19 protein-coding genes are annotated in these 18,142 nt (G+C 52.5%); 9 read left to right on the top strand and 10 right to left on the bottom strand.

The annotated features are described in order from the left end of the window. Positions 1–151 precede the first annotated feature (151 nt). Complete coding sequence (locus VC352_RS20105; protein WP_322981276.1) at positions 152–475, bottom strand: helix-hairpin-helix domain-containing protein; 324 nt, start codon at positions 473–475, stop codon at positions 152–154. A 444-nt stretch (positions 476–919) separates the two neighbouring features. Between VC352_RS20105 and VC352_RS20100 the strand changes: the two genes are divergently transcribed. Further along, a complete protein-coding gene (locus VC352_RS20100; protein WP_322981275.1) occupies positions 920–2,308 on the top strand; it encodes a tyrosine-type recombinase/integrase in 1,389 nt (462 codons plus the stop codon). Between the two features lie 121 nt (positions 2,309–2,429). Here the strand turns inward: VC352_RS20100 and VC352_RS20095 are convergent, their stop codons facing one another. The 5 genes from VC352_RS20095 to VC352_RS20075 all read right to left on the bottom strand — a co-directional run bounded on the left by VC352_RS20095 (position 2,430) and on the right by VC352_RS20075 (position 9,559). Then, the gene (locus VC352_RS20095; RefSeq protein ID WP_322981274.1) at positions 2,430–4,052 is read right to left on the bottom strand and encodes an Eco57I restriction-modification methylase domain-containing protein; all 1,623 of its coding nucleotides are present in this window, start codon (positions 4,050–4,052) and stop codon (positions 2,430–2,432) included. Further along, positions 4,027–4,626, bottom strand: a complete 600-nt coding sequence (locus VC352_RS20090) for an HNH endonuclease (RefSeq protein WP_322981273.1) — start codon at positions 4,624–4,626, stop codon at positions 4,027–4,029. The genes VC352_RS20095 and VC352_RS20090 overlap by 26 nt, the downstream gene beginning before the upstream one ends. Then, positions 4,623–5,297: a hypothetical protein gene (locus VC352_RS20085; RefSeq protein WP_322981272.1), complete on the bottom strand. Its 675-nt coding sequence runs from the start codon at positions 5,295–5,297 to the stop codon at positions 4,623–4,625. Before VC352_RS20085 ends, VC352_RS20090 begins: the two co-directional genes overlap by 4 nt. An 11-nt stretch (positions 5,298–5,308) precedes the next feature. Continuing rightward, positions 5,309–7,882, bottom strand: a complete 2,574-nt coding sequence (locus VC352_RS20080) for an ATP-binding protein (protein ID WP_322981271.1) — start codon at positions 7,880–7,882, stop codon at positions 5,309–5,311. A gap of 681 nt (positions 7,883–8,563) precedes the next feature. Continuing rightward, positions 8,564–9,559: a Fic family protein gene (locus tag VC352_RS20075; RefSeq protein WP_322981270.1), complete on the bottom strand. Its 996-nt coding sequence runs from the start codon at positions 9,557–9,559 to the stop codon at positions 8,564–8,566. Positions 9,560–9,748: 189 nt separating this feature from the next. Here VC352_RS20075 and VC352_RS20070 point away from each other — a divergent pair, with 189 nt between their 5' ends. The 6 genes from VC352_RS20070 to VC352_RS20045 all read left to right on the top strand — a co-directional run bounded on the left by VC352_RS20070 (position 9,749) and on the right by VC352_RS20045 (position 14,147). Next, on the top strand, positions 9,749–10,075 hold the full coding sequence (locus tag VC352_RS20070) for a hypothetical protein (RefSeq protein WP_322981269.1): 327 nt from the start codon (positions 9,749–9,751) through the stop codon (positions 10,073–10,075). Between the two features lie 93 nt (positions 10,076–10,168). Continuing rightward, the gene (locus tag VC352_RS20065) at positions 10,169–11,137 is read left to right on the top strand and encodes a DUF932 domain-containing protein (protein WP_322981268.1); all 969 of its coding nucleotides are present in this window, start codon (positions 10,169–10,171) and stop codon (positions 11,135–11,137) included. A gap of 87 nt (positions 11,138–11,224) precedes the next feature. Further along, positions 11,225–12,229, top strand: a complete 1,005-nt coding sequence (locus tag VC352_RS20060; protein ID WP_322981267.1) for a lambda-exonuclease family protein — start codon at positions 11,225–11,227, stop codon at positions 12,227–12,229. Positions 12,230–12,318: 89 nt separating this feature from the next. Beyond that, on the top strand, positions 12,319–13,215 hold the full coding sequence (locus VC352_RS20055) for a hypothetical protein (protein ID WP_322981266.1): 897 nt from the start codon (positions 12,319–12,321) through the stop codon (positions 13,213–13,215). 41 nt (positions 13,216–13,256) lie between these two features. Continuing rightward, positions 13,257–13,754 (top strand): RadC family protein, encoded by a 498-nt coding sequence (radC, locus tag VC352_RS20050; RefSeq protein ID WP_322981265.1) that lies wholly within the window; start codon positions 13,257–13,259, stop codon positions 13,752–13,754. A 75-nt stretch (positions 13,755–13,829) separates the two neighbouring features. Beyond that, positions 13,830–14,147, top strand: a complete 318-nt coding sequence (locus VC352_RS20045; protein ID WP_322981264.1) for a hypothetical protein — start codon at positions 13,830–13,832, stop codon at positions 14,145–14,147. An 11-nt stretch (positions 14,148–14,158) separates the two neighbouring features. On the opposite strand, the gene VC352_RS20040 is transcribed toward VC352_RS20045, so the two are convergent. Then, positions 14,159–14,506 (bottom strand): helix-turn-helix transcriptional regulator, encoded by a 348-nt coding sequence (locus tag VC352_RS20040; RefSeq protein ID WP_322981263.1) that lies wholly within the window; start codon positions 14,504–14,506, stop codon positions 14,159–14,161. Between the two features lie 146 nt (positions 14,507–14,652). Between VC352_RS20040 and VC352_RS20035 the strand changes: the two genes are divergently transcribed. After that, positions 14,653–14,997, top strand: a complete 345-nt coding sequence (locus tag VC352_RS20035; protein WP_322981262.1) for a hypothetical protein — start codon at positions 14,653–14,655, stop codon at positions 14,995–14,997. 67 nt (positions 14,998–15,064) lie between these two features. Further along, positions 15,065–15,679 (top strand): hypothetical protein, encoded by a 615-nt coding sequence (locus VC352_RS20030; protein WP_322981261.1) that lies wholly within the window; start codon positions 15,065–15,067, stop codon positions 15,677–15,679. 275 nt (positions 15,680–15,954) lie between these two features. On the opposite strand, the gene VC352_RS20025 is transcribed toward VC352_RS20030, so the two are convergent. From VC352_RS20025 to VC352_RS20015, 3 genes are all read right to left on the bottom strand, one after another. After that, complete coding sequence (locus tag VC352_RS20025) at positions 15,955–16,266, bottom strand: hypothetical protein (protein WP_322981260.1); 312 nt, start codon at positions 16,264–16,266, stop codon at positions 15,955–15,957. Between the two features lie 68 nt (positions 16,267–16,334). Next, a complete protein-coding gene (locus VC352_RS20020; RefSeq protein ID WP_322981259.1) occupies positions 16,335–17,906 on the bottom strand; it encodes a hypothetical protein in 1,572 nt (523 codons plus the stop codon). A gap of 48 nt (positions 17,907–17,954) precedes the next feature. Next, complete coding sequence (locus tag VC352_RS20015) at positions 17,955–18,110, bottom strand: hypothetical protein (RefSeq protein WP_322981258.1); 156 nt, start codon at positions 18,108–18,110, stop codon at positions 17,955–17,957. Positions 18,111–18,142: the final 32 nt, after the last annotated feature.

Here is an 18,142-nt window from a genome sequence, read left to right as displayed (position 1 = left end):
CTCCTGTCGAAAATCGAAGCGCAAGTTTGCCAGCATTTAATGAAGAGGTGAGACCTTGCCCCGCCCTCACGACCGATTCGAGGCGTTCGAACACGCTCAAACAACAAAAAGGCCGGTCAGTGACCGGCCTCGAGAGCGCCACATACCAGCGTCAGTCGACTACCAGTTTGTCGCGATTCTTGTTCAGAGTTGCCTCACCGATACCTTTGACCTCAAGCAACTCGTCAACCGAAGCGAAGTTTCCGTGAGCGTCGCGATAGGCCACGATTGCCTGGGCTTTGGTCGCACCAATACCCGCTAACTCGCGCTGGAGCGTCTCGGCATCGGCGGTATTGAGATTGACGCTCACAGCCTGGCTGACTTGCGCGGAGGTCGCTTCGCCGGCCTCGGTTTTTCCGGTTTCAACTGCAGACACGGCGAAGGAGAAAAAGGCCAGAAGCACGAAGAGGATGGATGGGAGGTAGTTTTTCATCATTTAACGTTCCATGTAGGTGAGTAGAAACGAGCACGTTAGGCTCATTTTTCAACCTAGACGCTAATTCCCCACTGTCAAATCCTCATCAGGACATGAAGCCTCGGGCTAAACATGGTTCATCTTCGACCCGCAGGACAAAAAGCCCCGCAAAAGTCCCTGAAACAAAAAAGCCTGGTCATCACTGACCAGGCTCTAATGTAGGGATTTTTTGGTCGGGACGGAGTGATTCGAACACTCGACCCCTTGCACCCCATGCGCTTATTTGGTGGATTTCCATGGAAGTCCATGGACGCTATCGGAACGCCTGAAACCTAGTAAATACAAGGCATACAGGCTATATTTGCGTCCATCACGATCCACCAGCATCCACCGACAGCCAAGCGATTCGGTGGGGCAAAAGTGGGGCAAAATTCCAGGACGACCGAATCACGCAAGGGGTAGGAAGTGGCAAAACTGACGGCGAAGCAATTGGAAGCGCTCACCTCGGCCGATGACGGCAAGACGTTGCGCGAAGACGGCGGCCTGGTCGCCAAGGTGCGTGCAGGGGTACGCGGTGTCACCGTCCTGTTTCGCTACGAGTTCAAGCTCGATGGAGCCAAGCGCGATCACCGCCTGGGCAGTTGGCCCAAGAAATCGCTGGCGCAGATCCGCGCCGAGCGCGACGAAGTCAGGGCGACCGTCACCAAGGGCATCGATCCCACCACCGCTCGCAAGGCCGCCAAGATCGAAGCCCAGGCCGCCATCGCCGCCACCATTGCCGAGGCCGAGCGCCAGGCTGCGGAGAACAAGACGGTCGCCGACCTTTTCGAAGAGTGGATGCACGACGGCGTATCCCGCCAGGACGGCAACGCCGAACTGCGCCGCAGCTTCACCAAGGACGTGCTGCCCCTCATTGGCAAGAAGCCGCTGCGCAACCTCACCGAGAAAGACCTGCTCGCCGTCCTGCGCTCGGTCAAGGCCCGCGGCCTGAACCGCACCGTCGTGATCCGCAACAACGACATCGGCCAGATGCTGCGCTGGGCCGAGAAACGCAAACCCTGGCGCGGCCTGATGACCGACGGCAACCCGGCCGACCTGGTAGACGTCAACAAACTCCTCGACCACGACTACCAGGAACAACGCGACCGCCTCCTCTCCCCCGACGAAATCCGCGAACTACGCGACATTTTCGCCCGCCTCGAACACGACTACGATGCCCTCCCCGCCGGCCAGAAATACTCCGGCATCCGCCCGGTCAACCCACGCGTGCAATGCGCCGTCTGGATCTGCCTGAGCACCCTCTGCCGCATCGGCGAACTGCTCAAATCCGAATGGCGCCATGTCGATCTGGAAAAAGGCACCTGGTTCATCCCGGCCGAAGCGACCAAGGGACACAAGGGCAAGCGCCAGGATCACCATGTGTTCCTGTCGTCTTTCGCACTGAACCAGTTCAAGCGCCTGAAAGAAGAAACCGGCCACACGCCGTTCTGCTTCCCGAGCAAGGACGAAAGCAGCCACGTCGACACCAAGACAGTCAGCAAGCTGATCGGTGACCGGCAGTGTCGATTCAAAAACCGCAGCACGCCACTTACTGGTCGCCACCATGACGACTCATTGGTGCTGAGCAAGGGCACCAAGGGTGAATGGACGCCACATGATTTGCGCCGTACTGGAGCAACGATGATGCAGGAACTGGGTATCACCCTGGAGATTATCGACCGCTGTCAGAACCACTTACTCGGCGGATCCAAAGTACGCAGACACTATCTACATCACGATTATGCAAAGGAAAAATTCGAAGCGTGGAGGCTATTAGGTAGCCGATTGGGGGCTATCCTAGCCGCCCCCAACTAGCCAATCTGCCGTTTACTATAGCTTTAAAAACAGCAGCGAATGAACCTTGCTATAGAGTCATTTTATAACTAGGAGAGTAATACTCAGCCCCAGGAGAAATATTGCCCTGTGTCCTTATAAATTAACGCCCCCCATGCCTCATCCGATGACCTCGTACATCCTCCAAAGCTTGCTGAATCATAGTAATTTGCTCCTGATTAAGCCCCAGTAGTCGACTAAGCCACCGATCACCATACCCAAGAACTAACGAAACATTTCCAGCAGCACGCTCATGAACCTCTAGAAACTCATCGAACTCACGCTGAGTCGGCTCATGATAAATCAACGGCAAACCACGAAACTCCTTAGGAGAAAGCTCCAAAACACCTCCCCCATAGAAACGCCCATCAATTTCCGCAAACAGTGCAGTAAGCGAGTTATAAAAAGAATAACAAAGCCCACGCATAGTAAAGCCATGCTTCATACGAATACCATAAGCAGTATCCGTAAGAAATACATCAGCTTCATTCAAACAAACCTTTGGAAGCATATGCGAACGCTTAAAGACAAAGCCTGCCTCCCGAGGAACCATAGGAACCTCATACCAATTTTTACGATTACTGCACTTATACCCCAAATGAACGCCTTTACCCTCACCCAGGCTTATATACCTCTGAAGTTTTGAGCCTCGCCTCACCCCTCCTTTAATACTTAATAAATAGCACGGCTCCCCAACTCTAATTTCATCAAAATCCCGTTGAGTAAACACAGGGCTGTGACTTGCAAAACTTCCCTTCTTAAGAATTGGAACCACATTCTTCTCTAAGCCAAAAGCTTTAACCTCAGACTCTCTTAGAATAAAAAAATCATTTGCACCTGAGACAATTCCCGGGGCGCTACCAGCATAGTCTTGGACAGTTGAGCAGCGCTTCCGCAAGCCCCCCAAAAGCTCTACAGTAGCTTTAGACATAAGAAAAGAACTAAGCTCAAGCCCTAAACTGGCCTCCCCAAAATCCAATTTATGTGACTTTGAAGCAGCCAGATTAGATAAGCTCTCAACAGAATTTATATAAACCCCTGCGCTCCCTCTACACTTCCTTTGCCCTAAAAATATGACGGCATCCTGATCAATAGACGGAAATGCCTTTTCCTTGGAAACGAAAATATCTATACGCTCATAAAAGTCGCACAAAAAACGGAGAGCCTTCTTCCCATACTCCACCGTCATAATTTCATATGGCAAAACAAATGCCACCACACCATTTTCAGATAAAATCTTTTCTGAAGCGATGAGAAAAGCAACCCAGCTATTCTTTAAGTCTTTAAGAGGATAGCTGGAGACCTCAGAAAAGCGCGCCAGACTTCCTTTAAAATCATCTGAAAAATTCCGCCCCCTAATAAACGGCGGATTACCAATTATTAAATCAAATACCTTATCCTCTGCAGAAATACAGTTCAAAGCATATTCAATAAAATCCCCAACGACAAACTCCACCGGAGCAGCCGAAAAACTAAATCGCTCATTAAGCTCAGCCATGACAACACTATCAATATCAAGCGCTGTCACATTAATTGCTTCCAGCGACTCCGCTATTTGATCGAGAAATGCGCCATCACCTACGCTCGGCTCAAGTACCCTAAGAAAGCGATCTGATACAATGGACTTGATGGTGGAAACGAGAGCCGCAGCAATATCTCTCGGCGTATACACAGCCCCAGTATAACGAACACTTGACCTTTCACCCATTATTTGCACCAAGCTCATACTTCTCTATTTTCTCAGTCAACTCCAGAAATCTCTCCAAAAGTTCGATATAAACACTGTCTTTAGGCAGGCCCGCCTCACAATACTGCGCAAGAAGATATCTAATTTGTATGCGCAACAAACGCAGCTGCCGAGAATTCCAAAGTAGCTCATGGCGCAGAAGACCTAGATTAAGACGAGAGGCTATATAGCGACCAAGATCTGTTTTCGCAAAAATGCGGCCGGAAGAGTTGCGCCCAAGATGATCCTCATACTCATCACTGCATGGATCAACAAAACCTTTTTTTCCATCATGATGAATCAATGGATCTTTGCCTATCCAGTGATCGGACTTGCGCACATTACAAAAGCGGCAGGCGTACACTAGATTAGTGTACGTATCTTCCAAATGTGGAAAATGCTTCTTGGGAGCAAAATGATCGATATGAAAGCAAACCTTATCAGAGCGATAATCGTCATCATCACAATAACCACATGCCTGATTGAAATCCACCCTAAGCTCATCGCGATACTTAGTGTAAGGCGAGCGAGCCTCAATCGTACGCCGAGCTGGTTTCTTCAGTCGCAACATCATGTTTTTTCCCCATCAAGAACACGCTTAATATCTGCAATTAAACGCTCCGTCTCCTCAATCAATCCACTTTCATTCTGCAATAGCCGCCTCTTCACCTGAACTGGTATTGCAACATCCCTACCAAGGCAAGACTCAATTTTTGCGTCCAGCTCTAAAACTCTCTCAACATCAGATGCAGTCAAGCGAGCCGGATCACGCTCCATAAGACCTTGCAATTCAACTTTCCACTCATCTATCCGCTTCCGATAACGCCGAACTTGCTGGACAACACGCTTAAACAGATAGCGACCGGCTCCCTCATCATGATTAATATTCTTTGAGTACACACGATTAACATCATCCGATGAATTGACTGCCTGATCATCGTAGGACGTTCGGATAAAACATGGAAACTCGCTCTTTACAGCAAGAAAAGCCAGAACAAGCTGCTCTCCGTCATAACTTAACGAACTTGCTTCCGACAGATTAAAGTCGGATACAAGAGCATCAATATCAAGCTCAAGCAATTTGCAAACCATAGCGCCAATATCTTTCTCTGGCTCCAGCAAATAAATTTGCTCAAAGAGACCCGAGTCAAATGCATCAGTAAAAAAATTGTCTCGCTCGTCCCTTAACTCATCAACATAAGCAATATTAGGACGTACAGCAGAAATCTCCAGTTCGTCATCCATAACTAAACGCCTTATAGCTTATTGTGAAGCGGAAGCTTAATAACAAGTGAAAAATTCACATCCCCAAGACCAGACAAAAGAGCCACAGATCCGCCATAGTCATCTACAATCCCTTTAACCAACCACATTCCTATTCCCGTACCAGTTACCCCAGCTGAGTCCTCGGTAGCTTTCGAAGATGTCCCAAACATAAATATATCCTCAGCACTACCAAAGCCATCAGATATTCCTGGCCCGGTATCTTTATATACTATCTCAACCTGCCCATCGAGCTTGCAAATATCTATAGATATATCACGAGAGCTTTCATGTGAAGGCCGAATAAAAGCCTCAACGGAATTCACAAGTAAATTATAAAAAATACTATCAAGATCGATCTCATGCGCCAAAATCAAGGTAGGACTTTTGTCATCGCACGAAACATCAAGTGAAACATCTCTAGACTTGAGAAAATCCTTCCAATACTCAGACAAGCCCATAAAATATTCAGCAGCATTTATAACCCTACGCCGCCGCTTCGTTGGAGAAACAGCCGACAAAGCAAAATCCACCCAACGACTTACCTTTTCATCTTCCCGCCCCCAGCGCCCCACTATATTGAATGGATTAACTTGCTCGGGCAGCGACCTAATTTTGTCCTCATCGACAACACGCTTCAAGGCGTTGTCCATTCGCGTGTAGCGGGACTCCATATTAGCTTTTATTTGTTTTAATTCATGAGTAAAAGAAACTAAAACCGTTCCAAGAGTTGCCAAGCCTCGCATGACTTGAATCTCATCTTTTAGTGCCTCATTCTTTCGCTCTTCAGACTTATACGCTTTTGCAATCTTAATATTATCTGATAAAAGATCTTCATCAGATTTAGTCGATGCTTCTGGACTAGGCATCTCTAAACCCAATTGACCAGATAGCGGGCTAGTCTGTGACACTCCCGCTAAAATATTTTCAGCTAGCTGCCGCCCCTCTTCAACCTCAACCTCTTCCGCGTGATCGTTTTCGTAAGCCTGATCAAAGTTATTATAAATAAAGCTCCTATCTCGCTCAAACTCTCCAATCAGAGCTAATATAATTCTCCGAAAAACTGAAAATGCTCGCTCATTCATTATGCCTTCACGGTTTGACTGATCCGCCAACAACGGATTGTCAGACTTCGTAATATTAATAGTCCCAGCAAGTTGTTGAGGAGGGACACGCCAGCCAATTCGCTTTGCTGCCGCAGGGTTAGCAGCTACACGCTGCCCTAATAGAAGCCAATCTGAACCTTGAGTGTTAGGCTCCCCATAAGGGCGGACTCGAAATCCATCTCTATAGATTCGCACCCCACCTGAGTTCTGTAGCCATCTACGCCTCTTGGTCACATCAAAGTTTTTTTGCGGATAGCGCTCTAGATTATCTTCGGTAGGATTTGATAACTTGAAAAAATACAAAGAAAAATCAAATGGCCCTATAGCTAGAACATCTCGCCCCTCTTCATCCGATGAAAGTTTTAGAAGACTATGCAGGCTAGTTGAATAGCTGTAACTTCCACGCTTAAAGTCTTCCTGCAAAAAACCAGGCTTCTGCATAGCCTTAATATCAAACACTGAAGACCTTATTCTGTGAGGGTCGATTTCCTTCCGCTCAACGGTTATATCAACTTCCCCCTTAGCTTTAACTTGCGCCTTTAATCGATAATCAAATTGGTCCGGCGGGAGATTATCAATCCATCCATTACCAAATATTGTTCTATGATCATAGATATAAATATTAAAATCCCCTCTTTCCTTAGGAGGGAGTAAAGCCTCAAGCGTTTGCTTTAACTTAGAACTATCTCTTTGATCCCAAACATCATGGAGATGAGCTATCTTGATAGCTGTGCCGTGATCAAAGTGCAACGGCAATCCTTCTTCACCATCTTCAGCAGGCCCAATTTTTGGAAGATAGCCCCTGGCATTTGCCATTCCATATACATCAGCAAGAGTTCCTGGCTGATCATCAAGTATGGCCTGCACATCATCTAAAACCTTTCCATCCCCCTCAAAATTATCCCAATCCACTAACCAATGAGCAACTTTACCCCCCTGCAACTCTGCAGAAAAAAGCTCACACTCATGACCAAGCCTGTCAAGTGCAAACCGTCCAATACCTTTAGCACCTGTAACAACACGCCCACCAACAGAAGTATCTTGAACCTCTTTAGCATCAGTACCAATAACCATCCAGTGATCTTCGATCACCTTAATAGACATGCCATGTCCGTTATCTATAATCCACAAATCTAAAACATTTTGAAATGCAGCATTAAGCTTGGCAAGACTCAATTCCGATATATCGGGACAAAGAACTCTTTCTGTCTTTTCTTCATCTACAAGGAGATAATAATCCTTTGCGTTGGGCAAAAATATTTCGAGCTCAGTGAACTGCTTACCCGAAATAACTTCAGGGGCACGTTCCCACCGTGGAATAAAAAGAATTGCACAAGCGCTAGCATCGGCGTCATATGCATTCTTGACAAGTTCAGTAACTGCCCCTTGCGACGTAGCCACGTTTTCTCGACCAATTAATCTAGCCGCCCGGGCCGAAACCTTAAAAGGCACCTTAGCCATCTTCCCCCCCTCGAAAACATATAATCTAGTTGCCTACGCATACTAAATTGAAATTTCATCCACCATCACATACAAAAAATCAAATCCTATTACTAATAAGCCCAACTAACTCCATGAACTAATCAGCGAATCAGTTAAATCTGTAGCGGCATAACCAAATCCGGAATAATCACCTAACGCCTCCGTCACGAGAGAGAGTCCACCTCTCCCGCTCCTACTCTCGAGTGAGCCTTGACACTCAGAGGGCAACTATATAGGAAACTGTTTTGAGCTTTCTCTAGATTGAGCCAATTCTGATTCAAAAAATTTTTAGCTCCACATTACCGCAATGACATCCCCATACGGACTCTTCAACCATGTCATTGCACTGCCCGAGCTGCGGCTCCCCTCAGATCTCCACGCACCTAACAGCCATGCGGGTTGCCGCCTTTATCGGCATGGTTGGCGGGGCACTGCGTGGTGCCGGCACCATCATGCTCACTGAATATATGCGCGCAATGACATCCCCCCTAAAGCTTCTTCTCAGGGCTATCGACCCCCTAACCTCCAGCCTGCCTCTAATGGGGCGATCGAGAAAGTCATGCAGGCACTCATCAAGCGTAACGCCGGATGCTAGGTGGCGCGCATACCCTGCGAACTGCGCCTGGTAGCAATCCTTGCACTGCAAGCTAGGAAGCTGCACTACCTGAAAAGCCCAACTCTCCGATACCTCTGCGCGGGACTACGCGGCGACGCGGGATCGGTCATATCGATCAAGCCGGCAGCCAGGGCAGGCTTGAGGTAGTTGTTGCTAAAGGTCGGACGATGCGCCAGCCCTAAGCGCTGCATCAATTCGCTGGCTTTGAGCGCCTCACCTGACGGTAGCGCTTGCAACAGACGTGCTACTTGATCGCTTACTTGATCGATTACTTGATCGCCTGCAACACCGTCAAGCAATGCCTGGCGCAGGGCAGCCAGCATGAATTCGACAAAAGGTGTCGCCTCTGCTGCCTTGTCAGAAATAGCCAACGCGTCGTAATAAGCATCCTGTTGTTCGCGAATCACACTCTCGACTGGCAAATACGCAAGAACCGCTCGCCATTGGCTGAGTATCAACGTTTGCCATAAGCGCCCCATTCGTCCATTACCATCTGCGAAGGGGTGGATGAACTCGAACTCGTAGTGGAACACGCAACTGGCGATCAGTGGATGCAGCTCGCAACGGCTCAGCCATGCCAGCAAATCATCCATCAACTGCGGAACCCGGTTGGCTGGGGGCGCCATATGCAGCAAACGCCCCCCTCGATAGATACCTACACCACCACGCCGATAGCTACCGGCATCATCGATCAGCCCATGCATCAGCAGCGCGTGGGCTGCCAACAAATCATCACGCAAACTCGGTTGCCACTCAGGCATCGCCTCGTAGGCTGAAAAGGCATTGCGCACTTCCTGAATTTCACGCGGCAAACCAAGCACGCGCTTGCCATCCAACACAGCAGTGACCTGCTCGATGCTTAGCGTGTTGTTCTCAATAGCAAGTGACGCCTGGATAGTACGGATGCGGTTACCCCGACGCAGTTGCGGCGTCAGCGCCCCTTCATGCAGAGCGGACAAATGTCCGACACGCTCGCCAATCTCGGCAGTCAGCGCCAGCATGCGTGGTGTCAACGTCAACGGTGGTTGGTACCGGCTCATTTCCCTGCTGATCGTAGTTTGAGAGATATAACCGCACTATGTAGCACATTGTGGCCACCGTATTCAGCTAGCGCGTAAATCCTGCCACGACGCTCATTTGAGTCGCCATCTATCGCTCGCAGCCATTCGATTCGAAAAAATCTCAGTCACACATCACAGCAATGACATCCCCACGATGGAGTATTCACCATGTCATTGCACTGCCCGAGCTGCGGCTCTCCTCAGGTCTCTACGCACCTCACCGCCATGCGGATTGCCGCCTTCATCGGCATGCTGGGTGGTGCGCTTCGAGGTGCCGGCACCATCCTGCTCACTGGCCCAGCTGTTACCAGTAGCGATCTCGCCAAGCCTCCCAACGTCAACCTCAACGCCCTGTCATCAGCCATTCTCAGCGGCCTAGTTGGCGCCGCTGGCGGCGGTGCGATGGGGGCTCAACTTGGTGAAAAACTCGACCGTCATGTGCTGGCCCACAACATCTGCCTGAGCTGCGGTCACCGCTTCAATCAGCCGGTCTGATCCGGCCGCCCTCTTCTCTCACCCATCTCTTATTGCCGGTGCTGCGCTCCTGCGCAGCGCTTTATGCCGGCTATTACTCAAAGGAAATTCATCATGGCTCATCAAGTCGAACAAATGGCTTACGTCGGCGCGACTCCCTGGCATGGCCTGGGCAGCAACCTGCCTCGCAAGCAACCTATCGAGGTCTGGCAGCGTGAAGCCGGTATGGACTGGCAAATCCAGGAGTCGCCGGTGTATTTCAAATCGGATGCTGTCGGTCATCTGGGCGCGATCCATTCCTTTCCTGAACAGAAGGTGCTCTACCGCTCCGATACCAAGGCTCCGTTATCGGTCGTCTCCAACCGATACCACACCGTGCAACCGCGCGAGGTGCTGGAGTTCTATCGCGATCTGACCGAGGTCTCCGGCTATGAGCTGGAGACGGCAGGTGTGCTCAAGGGCGGTCGCAAGTTCTGGGCGTTGGCGCGTACCGGACAAGGCACGTCAATCAAGGGTCACGATCAGGTCAACGGCTACCTGCTGCTGGCGACTTCCTGTGACGGCACCCTGGCCACCACGGCGACACCGACCACGGTGCGCGTGGTGTGCAACAACACCCTGACGGTGGCCCTGGACGGCACCAGCCGTGCGATCAAGGTGCCGCACAACACCCGCTTCGATCCCAAGGTGGTGAAGAAGCAGCTCGGCATCGCCGTTTCGCAATGGGACGACTTCATGTACCGCATGCGCGCACTGGCTGAGCGCAAGGTGCAATGGCATGAGGCATTGGGCTATTTCATGAACGTGCTGTGCGAGGTCAGCCCCACCGGACAACTGCCCGAACAGTTGCCCAACGAGCGCGCCCTGCGCCGCGTGCAGGAGCTGTACGAAGGGCGCGGGCGCGGCTCGGTTCTGGAGTCGGCACGCGGTACCGCGTGGGGCCTGCTCAACGCGGTGACCGAGTACGTCGACCACGAGCGTCGTGCTCGCAGCACCGAGTACCGCCTCGACTCGGCCTGGTTTGGCCAAGGCGCTCAGGTGAAGCAACGCGCGCTGGATGCGGCCCTGCAAATGGTTGCCTGATCTTCTCGTTTTTCATTTCATCCACTCCATAACGCCCCGTCAGTTCAGCGCTGATCGGGCGTTTTTTGTGTCCGCGAGGTGAACACCATGAAAGCAACGTCATTGAATGGCAGCACCAGCAAGAAACGCCCTGCCCTGCGCCTGGTCAGCACCAAGGAGCTGCCGCGCGAGGACTGGTTGCAGATCCGCAAGCAAGGCATTGGCAGTTCGGATGCTGCGGCAGCGGTTGGACTCAACCCCTACAAATCCCAGCTGGAACTATGGCTGGAGAAAACCGGCCGCGACAGCAACCTGCCGAAGACAGATCCACACGATGAGGAAAGCCCGGCCTACTGGGGCAACGTGCTGGAGCCCATCGTGGCCTGGCATTACAGCAAGCGCACGAGGCACAAGGTACGTCGCCTCAACGCCGTGCTGCAACATCCCAATCCGGAGTTGCCCTGGATGCTGGCCAACATTGATCGCGAGGTGATTGGTACAGATGAAGTGCAGATCCTCGAATGCAAGACAGCCGGCATAAACGGGGCACGCCTCTGGAAAGAAGGCGTCCCCGAATATGTGCAGTTGCAGGTGATGCACCAGCTCGCCGTCACCGGCAAGCAGGCGGCGGATGTGGCGGTATTGCTCGGTGGCCAAACGCTGGAGATTCATCGTATCGAACGGGGCGAGCAAATGATCGCTCGTCTGATCGAGCTGGAGCGCCGTTTCTGGCAGTACGTCGAAACGGATACGCCACCGCCTGCCGATGGCAGCGCATCGGCCGAGCTGGCGCTGCGTTGCCTGTATCCGCAGGACAACGGCCAGGTCGTCGATTTCAGCGGCAATGCTGGTCTGGCGGCTGCCTTTCTGGAACTGAAGGCTGTGCGTCAATCGATCTCCGAGAAGGAGAAGCGCGAGGCCGAACTGAAGCAGATGCTGCAGCAAGCCATGGGCGAAACCACCCGTGCCGAGTTCTCCAGCGGTTACGTGAGCTGGCGCAAAGCCAAGGACAGCACCGTGCTCGATGTCGAGCGCCTGCTCCAGGAAAAGCCTTACCTGCAGGCCCGCTATCCAAAGCTCAAAGAAGGTAGCCGGCGCTTTCTGATCGGCTGATCACCCTCTTCCACTCAATCCCTCCCCTTGGCCAGTCCATGCAGCTCACGCTGTGTGGCTGGCCTTTTTTGCTTTCAAGGAGCGCCACCATGCTCAAAGGTCTGGCAATTACCCCGCCCGTGCTCGGGCGCATCTCCATCGGCAAGGTCGTCGAGAAGAACGGCAAGCGCCGGCCGGAGAAAGACGACCAATTCACCATTACCTCTCAGGTGCAGGGCAAGGACGGCTGGTTGCTGCACCCGCTCAATGATGAGCTGCGCCAGGGCAAAGACGACAAGCTGCGCAGCATCCCGGTGCGCTTGTTGTTCAACGAACCTGAGCTGAATTTCCGCGCTGATTACACCCTGTTTGATCGACAGAACGGTCGACCGGTATGTGTCGGCAACGGTGAGACCTGCAAGCGCATCGGCAAGGACGGCGTTCAATCGCTGCCTTGCCCGTCACCCGATGCCTGTCCTCTGGCCAAGGGCAACGCCTGCAAGCCCTACGGACGAATGAACGTGGTGATTGGCGATGAGGATGCCCTGGGTAGCTTCGTGTTTCGCACCACAGGCTTCAACAGCATCCGCACGCTGGTAGCCCGGTTGCAGTACTTCCGGGCTATCTCGGGTGATCGCCTGGCCTGCCTGCCACTAGAGCTGCGTTTACGTGGCAAATCCACCCGGCAGAGCCATGGCACGCCGATCTTCTACGTCGATCTGACACTGCGCAGCGGTATGACCGTGGAGCAAGCATTGCTCACTGCGCGGGAGCTGGATGAGGCGCGTCAGGCAGCTGGTTTTGATCAAGCCGCGCTGGATGCCACCGCGCGTGTCGGTCTGGGCAACGGCATCTTCGAGGACGACGGCGAGGACAACAGCGCGATTGCTGAAGAGTTCTTTCCGGAGGGTCAGCCCGCTGCGTCAAAGCCCGACAGCACCGTTCACACACAGTCGCTCGCAGAGAAGCTCGAAGCCCAATCCCAACAGCTCGAACCTTCTGCCTAACCACAGGCGGGCCGTCTCGGCTCGCCATCCGGAGACACACCATGAAATTTCACAAGCTCAGAGCCGGTGAGGTCGCCGGCAGTTATCTGGTGGATTCGCCAGTCAGCGAAACCGACATCCTGCGCATGGCCCAGCAGTTGGCCACCCATCGACTGAGTAAGGGGCGCGCACTGACCGATCCATACAAAGTCAGGGAGCATTTGCAGGTGCTATTACAGGATCTGCCGCACGAAATCTTCGCAGTGCTGCTGCTCGACAGCAAACACCGCGTGATCAGTTTCGAGGAGTTGTTTCGCGGCACCCTCGATGCGGCCAGCGTGTATCCACGCGAAGTGGTCAAGACGGTGCTCGCGCACAACGCTGCTGCCGTGATCCTGGTACACAACCACCCTTCGGGTGATCCCTCTCCCAGTCAGGCAGATCTGCGTCTGACGCAGACACTGAAGAACGCCCTGGCCATGGTAGGCACCACAACGCTGGATCATTTCATCGTTGGCCACGAGGGAATCACTTCTCTCGCAGAGCTAGGCCATCTTTAGCGACGCACCGCTACGCCGTTCTCACCCCTATCCCCTTCCCGATAACGGGACGGCTTACCGTCTCAGGAGCGACCTATGTCCACACGTTGCTTAATCTGCGATTCGTCCGCAGTCGTGTCGGCTGATGCAGTCAAGGCAGTCGTCTTGCTCATCAGCACGTTGCACGGTTTTCTGCGAGCCGTACGCCAACTTCAGCCTGCAGATGCCTCTCCAAGCGATGCAACCAGCATGGAAAACGTATTCACCCTGCTCGCCAATGGCGTGAAAGCGTCAGAGCAGAAATGGACTGAAAACCAGTCCTTTCTGAAGGACGTGCAACACTTTCAGTTCAGACAGTACGGCTGTCTGTGCCTGCGTTGCGGCGCACTGTTCGATGAAAACGCCGAGGCCTGAAACTAGCGCTCTCAGCCCTTGCCGAGCCGCTGGCTCAACCGCTCGACCAGTTCAAGGACGAGCTGGCGATCATCAGCACTCAGTTGATTGAGCATCTGACTGATACGCACGGCCTGATCCTCGGAACGCGTGCTTGTCTGCGTCAGCAGATCCGCTGCCTCGCAGCCAAAAATCTCCGCGAACTGCATCAGTCGCTCGATATTGGGCATCACCACACCACGCTCGATGCGTGACACCGCCTCGCTACCAATCCCCAAGTGCTCAGCGACTTGCTCCTGGCTCAACCCAGCACGTATTCGCTGCTTGGCAATCGCCTTGCCCACCAGTTGAGTCAGGTTCGTTTGTTCAGATGTAGGCATGAAACCTCCAGGTCAACCTGAATGGTCGAGTGCCATCCTCTTGACATGAAGGTCTTCAAAGGTTGTTATCCACCCCTAAAGGTAGATTTCCATCCAATAAAGTGGTTTCTGTTTCAGTCGCCACGCACCTGCAGAGTATCGAAGCTATGACAAAGCTGACGTTCGACGACCTGGCCACCGCCAAACTTCCTCAACTCATCAGCCGCAAGGAGTCCTTCGAGGTCGTAGGCCTCAGCGGCAAGTTGCTCGAAGCCGTTCGCCTGGTCGAGAGCAAGATTGAGGTCACTGGACTGACCTGCCGCGTATACACAGCCGGTCGAATCGGCCTGGCAGCAGGCAGTTTCGCAGGGGGTGTTACGGGTGCCTTGGGATTGCTCACGGCCACCGGCATTGCCATGCACAACCTGCTGACACTCAGCCCTGACTACGTGATCGAGAAGTATCCGACCTACAACCGGATCGTCGTCCGCTACAAGAAAAAGAAGAAGTAACGCCAGTACGGCAAATCACCTCACGCCCATACCTGGGCAACTCCCACCATACGAAAGGACTTCGATCATGATCATGACCGGAAAGACCGCCCTGTATCTCGGCGCTGCTGCTGCGCTCTCTACTACCGTTGCTGTTGGCTACTTTGCTATGGCCCAAGACGGGCAAGGCCCCTATGTAGAAGGAGAAAACGTCTATGTCTGTCCGACGGTACTCGACAAGAATCGTTTCTTCGATTGCCGAGTAGCTGGCGAACGCACTCCCCGGTTCAAGCAGTTACCGTTTATTGATAATGAAACCGGTGAACGCTTCCTGAAAACAGTCCATGCCTACTTCCCAGTGAACTGTGGGCAGTATGGTTGCGCTGTCCTCAACAACTGGGATGGCTTCAAGCAAGGAACGCTGGTCGGGCAAGGCGTCTACGGAAGGTACCTAATGGACTCAGGTTGGTACCTGGACTTCGACAGCAGCGGAAAAACCACGGCTTACCGCAGCGATGTAGGCCCCCAGCAAGGTCATGCTCTCTACACAAAGAGCAGCTCCAACCATGCCTCAGGCTATGGCACCGAGGCTTGCTTCAAGGCAATGGTCGCCGAGATCCAAGAGGAGAACCCTAACTTCCCGATCAGCTTCGACATGATGAATGAGATGCGGGCTGAATGTGGCCTGCCTACTGAGGAATGATGGAAGCCACTTTAGTAAAAATATGTCGCACCACTAAATGCGATTGACATCAATGAAAACGCATGTCCCGCATCACAGGGTGCGGGACATATTAACGCGACAATCAAATAGCACATCTCTAGCCTTCGCAAAAATTCATTAATTTCAATAAGTTATGAACATACAGATTGGTCGCTACTTAGCCTATTAAATTGCAGGGTTAATACTTTATTTTTTGTGCACGGATGAAGGGCTCAATGCACATTAGCTAATTGGCAATGCCTTCATAGACTCAGCTATTTGATAACCCGGATTCTAAACTCCGGGTTCGACTGGACGACTGCACCCTTGGGAGCACTGACCAGCACAACCTCATCTATGTAGGCATCACCATCGCCGGTACTGAAGAGTACGTGCCAGGTGAATACCCCTTGAGCTGTAGTTGCAGAAAAAGTAGCTCGGCGAGCTTCATCGTCACCTTTGAACGCTGGTGCTGACACCAGCTTCGTATCACCAACGACTTGCTTGATCTGACCGGCACTAATCGTGCTCTTTTTTCCAGCATGCATGATCTCAGCCCCTCGGCTGCAATCGATAGAAAATCCCATGTAAAACACTCCTTCGGTGAGAGGGAGTGACTCTATCAAAGGTGAGAGAAATCAGCGTAACCACCCCGCTACATTTGGTGGTCGTACCGGGAGATTTTCAGCATGTAGCAGACGTAGTTCAGCTTTTCTTCGGTCGGCTCATCATCACGCAGCCAGCGGATCTTAATGTCCAGGTACTGCGCCCATTCAATGCCCTTCTTGAAGCCACGGCGATCATCATTTTTGGCCGCAACCTCGACGTACTGGTTCACCAGCTTGTATTGGTTTTTTCCTGCCCGGTACTTGGCATTTTCAAAGGCCGCCTGGAAGTGTGGCATGGCGGTCTTGAACTCCTCTTTACGATAGTGATAGACCCCACGCAACCAGGGCACCATCCAGCACAGTTGCTCCTCCAGGCCGTAAGCAGCTACCTCATCGGCATACGCGTCAATGTGGCCCAACTGGGTTGCCGGGTCACTCTTGAGCTCAAAACCCTGATACAGCAGCTCGACAAAACCGTGAGGCGGAAGAAATGCTGACTGCCGCTGAATGAGATCTAAAAGAGAGCACACGGCAAAAAGGCCGTACTTACTCTTGAGCGCAGCGAGCACATCGTCTCGAAGTGGCACTCCCGGGCGAGCGTCCTTGAGCCACTGCACAGTGTCTGTGACAGCAGCCAATTTGCTATCGAAGAATGCCCAGTAATCGCTGCAGGCGTTAAGCCACACAAACTGGGCCGAATCTAATGATTTTTGACGCTGCATCACCGGAGCCATCTCGGCCTTGAACTCGTTTACGTCATCGGTGATCCACAGGGCGTAATCACGGAATTGGTTGCAGACTTCGACAAGATACTGATGATCGTAGGCGTCAGTAATTTCCCTCGCGAGATAGCTCGAAACCCGGGCAACCATCAATGCCACGAGGGTGCTAGCCTGAAGATCTTTGGGTATCTCTCGCCCGCTTTGCGCCAGCGCGGCGAAGGATTCTTCGAAATTTTTAAAAAGGGCAGGTAAAGCCGGAAGTCTTGCGCCTCGCGTCCACTTGATGGCGTTATCGAGGTTCTGCTGAAGCATATTGTTGTCGCTGCGCGGGTTCTTGCCTGGGTAGTGGAACTGTGTCTGCGAGAGATCACAGCGCACATATACCCAGCGCATGACCTTTTCTAGAGGCATTACCAGGCAGCCATCTTCAGCGACTGTCGGCAGGTACCAGAATGCATCCTCCGGCGTTTCGAGCGCCAGATCTGCAAGTCTGTGTTCGAGCAGGCTCCGATTCAACGACACGACAAGCAAAGGGATTGCCCTGATCGAGATGAAGTACCGTAGAGTTTCTGCCTTACTCAGGTAGGTACCCTCTTCGCGAACCAGCCGGCTGTAGACATCAAGCAGATCATCAAGCGGATCGCCTATGGCACTCATGACCTGGATGCTGGGCAAGTACGCAGTCAGGATGCTGCTGAGCGTTTGAATCACCTGTCCGAAATTCGACAGCAGCCCACCTTCTTCTTTGGCTAGTCGCGCCAATTGCTTTTGAATAGCCTTCTTCTGCGTCTCATCGATGTCGTCATGGCTGGCTTCCTTGCGGGGAAGCACTCCGAATGCCTCGTAGGCCAGCTTGACCAGCTCGCCCTGGGCCGCAAAGCAAGTATCTCTACTCATCTGAAATCCTTGATACCCCCGGCCAGTGACGACCGGGGGAGCGCACTCCTAGCGCTGGTTAGGGTTGAGCTGTTTGCCGCGATTGCCATGAACGTGGGCATTAGTCGGGCTGGTGCCCGACGTGCCACGATTATTGTTCAGTGCATCTGATCTGTGGTTCTGCTGCTGGCGCTGCTGCTTGGTAGCGCTGGGTTGCTTGGACATGATTGTCTCCTGCGGGGTGGTTAGGAAGTCGC

Origin of the sequence: Pseudomonas sp. C11, from assembly GCF_034683865.1 — a bacterium.
GTDB lineage: Bacteria > Pseudomonadota > Gammaproteobacteria > Pseudomonadales > Pseudomonadaceae > Aquipseudomonas.
This window is presented reverse-complemented; position numbering and strand designations above follow the sequence as displayed.

Coding starts and splice junctions, on each gene's coding strand:
- VC352_RS20105 (WP_322981276.1), bottom strand. CDS start 475: ATGATGAAAAACTACCTCCCATCCATCCTCTTCGTGCTTCTGGCCTTT.
- VC352_RS20095 (WP_322981274.1), bottom strand. CDS start 4,052: ATGAGCTTGGTGCAAATAATGGGTGAAAGGTCAAGTGTTCGTTATACT.
- VC352_RS20090 (WP_322981273.1), bottom strand. CDS start 4,626: ATGATGTTGCGACTGAAGAAACCAGCTCGGCGTACGATTGAGGCTCGC.
- VC352_RS20085 (WP_322981272.1), bottom strand. CDS start 5,297: ATGGATGACGAACTGGAGATTTCTGCTGTACGTCCTAATATTGCTTAT.
- VC352_RS20080 (WP_322981271.1), bottom strand. CDS start 7,882: ATGGCTAAGGTGCCTTTTAAGGTTTCGGCCCGGGCGGCTAGATTAATT.
- VC352_RS20075 (WP_322981270.1), bottom strand. CDS start 9,559: ATGAGCCGGTACCAACCACCGTTGACGTTGACACCACGCATGCTGGCG.
- VC352_RS20070 (WP_322981269.1), top strand. CDS start 9,749: ATGTCATTGCACTGCCCGAGCTGCGGCTCTCCTCAGGTCTCTACGCAC.
- VC352_RS20065 (WP_322981268.1), top strand. CDS start 10,169: ATGGCTCATCAAGTCGAACAAATGGCTTACGTCGGCGCGACTCCCTGG.
- VC352_RS20060 (WP_322981267.1), top strand. CDS start 11,225: ATGAAAGCAACGTCATTGAATGGCAGCACCAGCAAGAAACGCCCTGCC.
- VC352_RS20055 (WP_322981266.1), top strand. CDS start 12,319: ATGCTCAAAGGTCTGGCAATTACCCCGCCCGTGCTCGGGCGCATCTCC.
- radC (WP_322981265.1), top strand. CDS start 13,257: ATGAAATTTCACAAGCTCAGAGCCGGTGAGGTCGCCGGCAGTTATCTG.
- VC352_RS20045 (WP_322981264.1), top strand. CDS start 13,830: ATGTCCACACGTTGCTTAATCTGCGATTCGTCCGCAGTCGTGTCGGCT.
- VC352_RS20040 (WP_322981263.1), bottom strand. CDS start 14,506: ATGCCTACATCTGAACAAACGAACCTGACTCAACTGGTGGGCAAGGCG.
- VC352_RS20035 (WP_322981262.1), top strand. CDS start 14,653: ATGACAAAGCTGACGTTCGACGACCTGGCCACCGCCAAACTTCCTCAA.
- VC352_RS20030 (WP_322981261.1), top strand. CDS start 15,065: ATGATCATGACCGGAAAGACCGCCCTGTATCTCGGCGCTGCTGCTGCG.
- VC352_RS20025 (WP_322981260.1), bottom strand. CDS start 16,266: ATGGGATTTTCTATCGATTGCAGCCGAGGGGCTGAGATCATGCATGCT.
- VC352_RS20020 (WP_322981259.1), bottom strand. CDS start 17,906: ATGAGTAGAGATACTTGCTTTGCGGCCCAGGGCGAGCTGGTCAAGCTG.
- VC352_RS20015 (WP_322981258.1), bottom strand. CDS start 18,110: ATGTCCAAGCAACCCAGCGCTACCAAGCAGCAGCGCCAGCAGCAGAAC.